Source organism: Herbaspirillum sp. B65 (genome assembly GCF_000333555.1).
GTDB classification, from domain to species: Bacteria; Pseudomonadota; Gammaproteobacteria; order Burkholderiales; family Burkholderiaceae_D; genus Herbaspirillum; species Herbaspirillum rubrisubalbicans.
Window position 1 is genome coordinate 1 of record NZ_BADI01000716.1, and the last position, 4746, is coordinate 4746.

Annotated in this window: 5 protein-coding genes and 1 pseudogene; 3 read left to right on the forward strand and 3 right to left on the reverse strand. The window is 64.0% G+C overall.

Annotated elements, in window-relative coordinates; all coding sequences use genetic code 11:
- The 3 genes and pseudogenes from I5W_RS16845 to I5W_RS16855 all read left to right on the forward strand — a co-directional run.
- A pseudogene (locus I5W_RS16845) lies at positions 1–961 on the forward strand (phenylacetate--CoA ligase family protein); the annotation flags it as partial.
- A 137-nt stretch (positions 962–1098) separates the two neighbouring features.
- Complete coding sequence (gene alaC, locus I5W_RS16850; RefSeq protein ID WP_044530087.1) at positions 1099–2376, forward strand: alanine transaminase; 1278 nt, start codon at positions 1099–1101, stop codon at positions 2374–2376.
- A gap of 75 nt (positions 2377–2451) precedes the next feature.
- The gene (locus tag I5W_RS16855; RefSeq protein WP_044530088.1) at positions 2452–2886 is read left to right on the forward strand and encodes a YXWGXW repeat-containing protein; all 435 of its coding nucleotides are present in this window, start codon (positions 2452–2454) and stop codon (positions 2884–2886) included.
- Positions 2887–2958: 72 nt separating this feature from the next.
- Here I5W_RS16855 and I5W_RS32545 read toward each other — a convergent pair whose 3' ends face one another.
- The 3 genes from I5W_RS32545 to I5W_RS16865 form a co-directional block, all read right to left on the reverse strand.
- Entirely contained in the window at positions 2959–3114 is a 156-nt protein-coding gene (locus tag I5W_RS32545) for a hypothetical protein (protein WP_017450510.1), read from the reverse strand.
- 64 nt (positions 3115–3178) lie between these two features.
- Positions 3179–4255: an alpha/beta hydrolase family esterase gene (locus I5W_RS16860; protein WP_199901754.1), complete on the reverse strand. Its 1077-nt coding sequence runs from the start codon at positions 4253–4255 to the stop codon at positions 3179–3181.
- Positions 4256–4454: 199 nt separating this feature from the next.
- The coding region (locus tag I5W_RS16865) for a glutathione binding-like protein (protein WP_044530090.1) at positions 4455–4746 on the reverse strand (292 nt) is incomplete at its 5' end.

Below are 4746 nucleotides of genomic sequence, written 5' to 3' on the forward strand. Positions count from 1 at the left end.
ACGATCCCGAGGGGCAGGGCGCGGATTGGTGGCGCTTTGCCAGTGCGCTGAAGGCACTCGGACTACAGGGCGGGCATATCCTGCAGAACTGTTTTGCCTATCACTTCACGCCGGCCGCTTTCATGTCGAAGGCGCAGCGGCCCGTCTCGGTTGCGCGGTGATCCCGGCCGGCATCGGCCAGACCGAATTGCAGGTCAATGCGATGGCGGCTTTGAAGCCCGATGCCTATGTCGGCACGCCCTCGTTCCTGAAGATCATCATCGAGAAGGCGCAGGAGATGGGTGCCGATATCTCCAGCGTGCAGCGCGCCCTGGTCAGCGCCGAAGCGCTGCCGCCCTCGCTGCGCCACTGGTTCCATGAACACGGCGTGGCGCAGGTGCTGCAACTGTATGCCTCGGCCGATATCGGCAATATCGCCTACGAGACCATGAGCGACGGCGTGGTGCATCCCGGCATGGTGCTGGACGAAGCGCTGATCCTGGAAATCGTGCGGCCCGGTACCGGCGATCCGGTGGCCGAGGGCGAGGTGGGGGAGGTGGTGCTGACCTCCTTCAATCCCGACTATCCGCTGATCCGCTTCGGCACCGGCGACCTGTCGGCGGTGGTGCCGGGCGTTTCTCCCTGCGGGCGGACCAATACCCGCATCAAGGGCTGGATGGGACGCGCCGACCAGACCACCAAGGTGCGCGGCATGTTCGTGCATCCCTCGCAGGTGGCGGACGTGCTGCGCCGGCATGGCGACGTGCTGCGCGCGCGCCTGGTGGTCTCGGGCGAGATGGCCAATGACGTCATGACCCTGCATTGCGAAGTGGGCGACCCGGAACACCCGGCCATCGATGTCGCTGCGCTGGCCGGTAGCTTGCGCGAGGTCACCAAGCTGCGTGGCGAAGTCTTGCTGGTGGCGCCGGGCAGCCTGCCCAACGATGGCAAGGTCATTGAAGATGCCCGGAAATACGAATAAATGAAGGAAAAGGGCATCTATCGATCTTCCTGGCTCATCTAGACTTGTGCCGGTGAAGTTTCGCGCATAGAATCGGCAACGGAACATTGGTTCCAACGTCGCTCGGACGGTTCCGGGCGCTTACGTGAAAGTCCTCCATGACGCAATCCGCCGATTCGCGCGATTCCTCGCGCACGCCTGCCGTTTCTGCTTCTCCTGCTGTTTCTTCTGCCGTTGCTCACGACGCCTTCCCGGTCAGCTTTCCACGCATCGAACGCCTGCCGCCCTACGTCTTCAACATCACCGCCGAACTGAAGATGGCTGCGCGCCGTCGCGGCGAGGACATCATCGACATGTCCATGGGCAACCCGGATGGCCCCACGCCGCCGCACATCGTCGAGAAGCTGGTGGAAGTCGCGCAGCGCCCCGACACCCACGGCTATTCCTCCTCCAAGGGCATCCCGCGCCTGCGCCGCGCCATTGCCCACTGGTACCGCAGCCGCTACCAGGTCGACTTCGATCCCGACAGCGAAGCCATCGTCACCATCGGCTCCAAGGAGGGACTGGCGCACCTGATGCTGGCCACGCTGGACAAGGGCGATACCGTGCTGGTGCCCAATCCCAGCTACCCCATCCACATCTATGGCGCGGTCATTGCCGGCGCCAATATCCGCTCGGTGCGCATGAGCCCGGGCGTGGATTTTTTCGATGAGCTGGAACGCGCGGTGCGCGAGAGCTACCCCAAGCCCAAGATGATGATCCTGGGCTTCCCCTCCAATCCGACGGCGCAATGCGTGGAGCTGGAATTTTTCGAGCGTGTCGTCAAGCTGGCGCGTGAACACCAGATCCTGGTGGTGCATGACCTGGCCTATGCCGATATCACCTTCGATGGCTGGAAAGCGCCGTCCATCATGCAGGTGCCGGGTGCGCGCGAGGTCGCGGTGGAATTCTTCACGCTCTCCAAGAGCTACAACATGGCCGGCTGGCGGATCGGCTTCATGGTCGGCAATGCGCGCCTGGTGGCGGCACTGGCGCGCATCAAGAGCTATCACGACTATGGCAGCTTCACGCCGGTGCAGGTGGCGGCGATTGCCGCGCTGGAGGGTGACCAGTCTTGCGTGGAAGAGATCCGCGCCAATTACGAGAAGCGCCGCAACGTGCTGGTCAAGGGCTTGCACGAGGCCGGCTGGATGGTCGATGTGCCCAAGGCCTCGATGTACATCTGGGCGCGCATCCCGGAGCCATATCGCCAGTTCGGTTCGCTGGAGTTTTCGCGCATCTTGCTGGAACAGGCCAAGGTGTGCGTTTCGCCCGGCATTGGCTTTGGTGACTACGGCGATGAATACGTGCGCTTCGCCCTGATCGAAAACGAGTCCCGCATCCGCCAGGCCATTCGCGGGATCAAGACCATGTTCAAGAATGCCAAGGGCAATTGAGGCCGGCAGGCCAGGCTGGAACTGTACAGACCCGGCTGAGGTCAGAGCAATATCTTCACTCCCTCACTGTTCTATATGATGAAAAAAATAATACTCACCAGCCTGGTGGCGCTGGCGGCGTCCTCTGCCGTGTTGCCCGTTGCCCAGGCGCAAGTGTCGGTCAACATCAACATCGGCGCACCGCCGCCGCCGCGCGAGGAGATCCTGCCGCCGCCGCGCCATGGCTATGTCTGGGTACCGGGATTTTGGGACTGGGATGGCCATCGTCATCTCTGGCGCGAGGGTCAGTGGTTGCGCGAGCGTCCCGGTTACGTCTATGCCCAACCGGTATGGCACCAGGGGCCGCGTGGCTGGGAGCTGGATCGTGGCGGCTGGCGCGGCGGTCCGCCTCCTGGACGAGGTCCGGGTCCGCGCGATTGGGATGATGATCGTCGCGGACCGGGCCCCGGTCCCGGCCCCGGCCCTGGACGTGATTGTCCTCCCGGTCATGCGCGCAAGGGAGAATGCTGAACCGAGCAACAAGCAAAACGGCCGCAACGTGAAGACGTTGCGGCCGTTTTGCTGGGCGAGCCCGGACCGGATTCAGGTCTTGTCCATCAGCGTCGAGATCGCGAAGGAGACGATGCCGGCGGTGATGCAGATCACGGCCAGGCGGTAATGCGGAATCAGCTTGCCCACGAAGGGCAGCAGGAAATACAGGACGATGGCGATCAGGATGCTGGTCAGGAGTCTTTTCATTGTCGTGGCGAAGAAGGTTGAACGCTGCTCGTTATGATAGTGCGATTTGCTCGGGCTGGCAGCTTCAGCGTGGGGCCTGGCCTTTCATGCCGGGCGGCATCGGCTTGGGGGCAGGCGCGACCGGGGCAGTGCTCGCGGGCGTCTTGGTCGCAGCACCGGCTGGCGTGCCGGCTGCTGCCGGCAGCGGCGTCGCGCCCGGTGGCAGGCTGTCGTCTTCCGGTTCGCTTTGGCGACCGCCGCCGTGGGCGTTGAAGAAGTTGATCACGGTGCGCGAGGTATCGAGGTTCTGGGAAGACTTGCCGCCATTGATGATGGGGGCCACGCCACCGGGCCAGGCATGACCGCCGCCCTTGACCTCATAGAGCACCACCGCTTGCGGGTCGCTCTTGCTGGCATAGGTGTATTGGCGGATGGTGGTACCGTCATTGGCGGTATCGGGGATGTCGGTCACGCTCGGGCGCGGTGCCGCGCCATCGGCCTTGATGAAGGCTTCGATGCTGCGTGCCACCGACAGGCGCGGCAACTGCGAGACTTCCTGCTTGCCGATGCCGCCCAGGAAGGGGATGAAAGGATCATCGCTGCCGTGGATGTGCAGCAGCGGCATGGGCGCCTTGACGGTCTCGGGCGGCACGTCCAGCACGGCGCTGACCACGGCCACCGCCTTGAACAGTTCCGGTGCCTCGGCCGCCATGCGGTAGGCCATCATGCCACCATTGGAGACCCCCACCAGATAGACCCGCTGCGGATCGGCCAAGCCATCCTTGACCAGCTTGTCGATGAGGGCGCGCAGGAAGGCCACGTCATCGACCTTGTGCATCTGGGCGTAACCGCAGCAGCCGCCCGAATTCCAGGTGCGGGCATCGATGGCCAGGCCAGTGCCGTTGGGATAGACGATCATGTAGCCGGCCGCTTCGGCAATCTCGGTCAAGCCGGTGGCGCGCGCCATGAGCGAACCGCTGGAGCCGCTGGCATGAAGCGCGATGATCAGCGGTCGCGGTTCGCCAATGCTGTTGCGTTCGGAAAAATAGGCGCGTGCCAGATTGCCCACGCGGATGGTCTTCAGCGACAGGTCCACGGCGTTGGCGGGCAGGGCGCTCAAGAGAGAACACCCGCACAGCACTGCCAGCAGGAGCCGGCGCATGGGCGCCAAGGGACGACGGCAAGACAAGGCAGCAGGGGCGAGGGCGGGGCGCGACGGAAAACGTATCGTCATGGCAGGCTGGTTGCGTTCGCGGAGATGGGCGCCATGTTAACGCGCCGGTCACGCCGAGGCAAAATGATTTACACCCTGTATCGGCATGGCGCGTGCGCTGCGTGCTGACTTAGCCGCTTTTAGCCGCTTAGCCGCGGGCCGGAATATTGAGTCCGCGCACCACCGCTGGCCGTGCCACGAAAGCCTCCAGTGCGCGGGCCACCTGCGGGAAGTGGTGGAACCCGACCAGTTCGGCCGCTTCATAGAAGCCGATCAGGTTGCGGATCCACGGGAAGGTGGCGATGTCGGCAATCGAATAGGCATCGCCGCCCAGCCACTGGCTGTGCGTCAGGCGCTGCTCCATCACGCCCAGGAGGCGCTTGCTTTCATTGACGTAGCGGTCGCGCGGACGCTTGTCTTCGTAGTCCTGCCGGCAAGCG

Bases quoted from the DNA above. Each gene is read 5' to 3' on its own strand.
- I5W_RS16860 (WP_199901754.1), bottom strand. From the start codon at position 4,255: ATGCGCCGGCTCCTGCTGGCAGTGCTGTGCGGGTGTTCTCTCTTGAGC.
- I5W_RS32545 (WP_017450510.1), bottom strand. From the start codon at position 3,114: ATGAAAAGACTCCTGACCAGCATCCTGATCGCCATCGTCCTGTATTTC.
- alaC (WP_044530087.1), top strand. From the start codon at position 1,099: ATGACGCAATCCGCCGATTCGCGCGATTCCTCGCGCACGCCTGCCGTT.
- I5W_RS16855 (WP_044530088.1), top strand. From the start codon at position 2,452: ATGATGAAAAAAATAATACTCACCAGCCTGGTGGCGCTGGCGGCGTCC.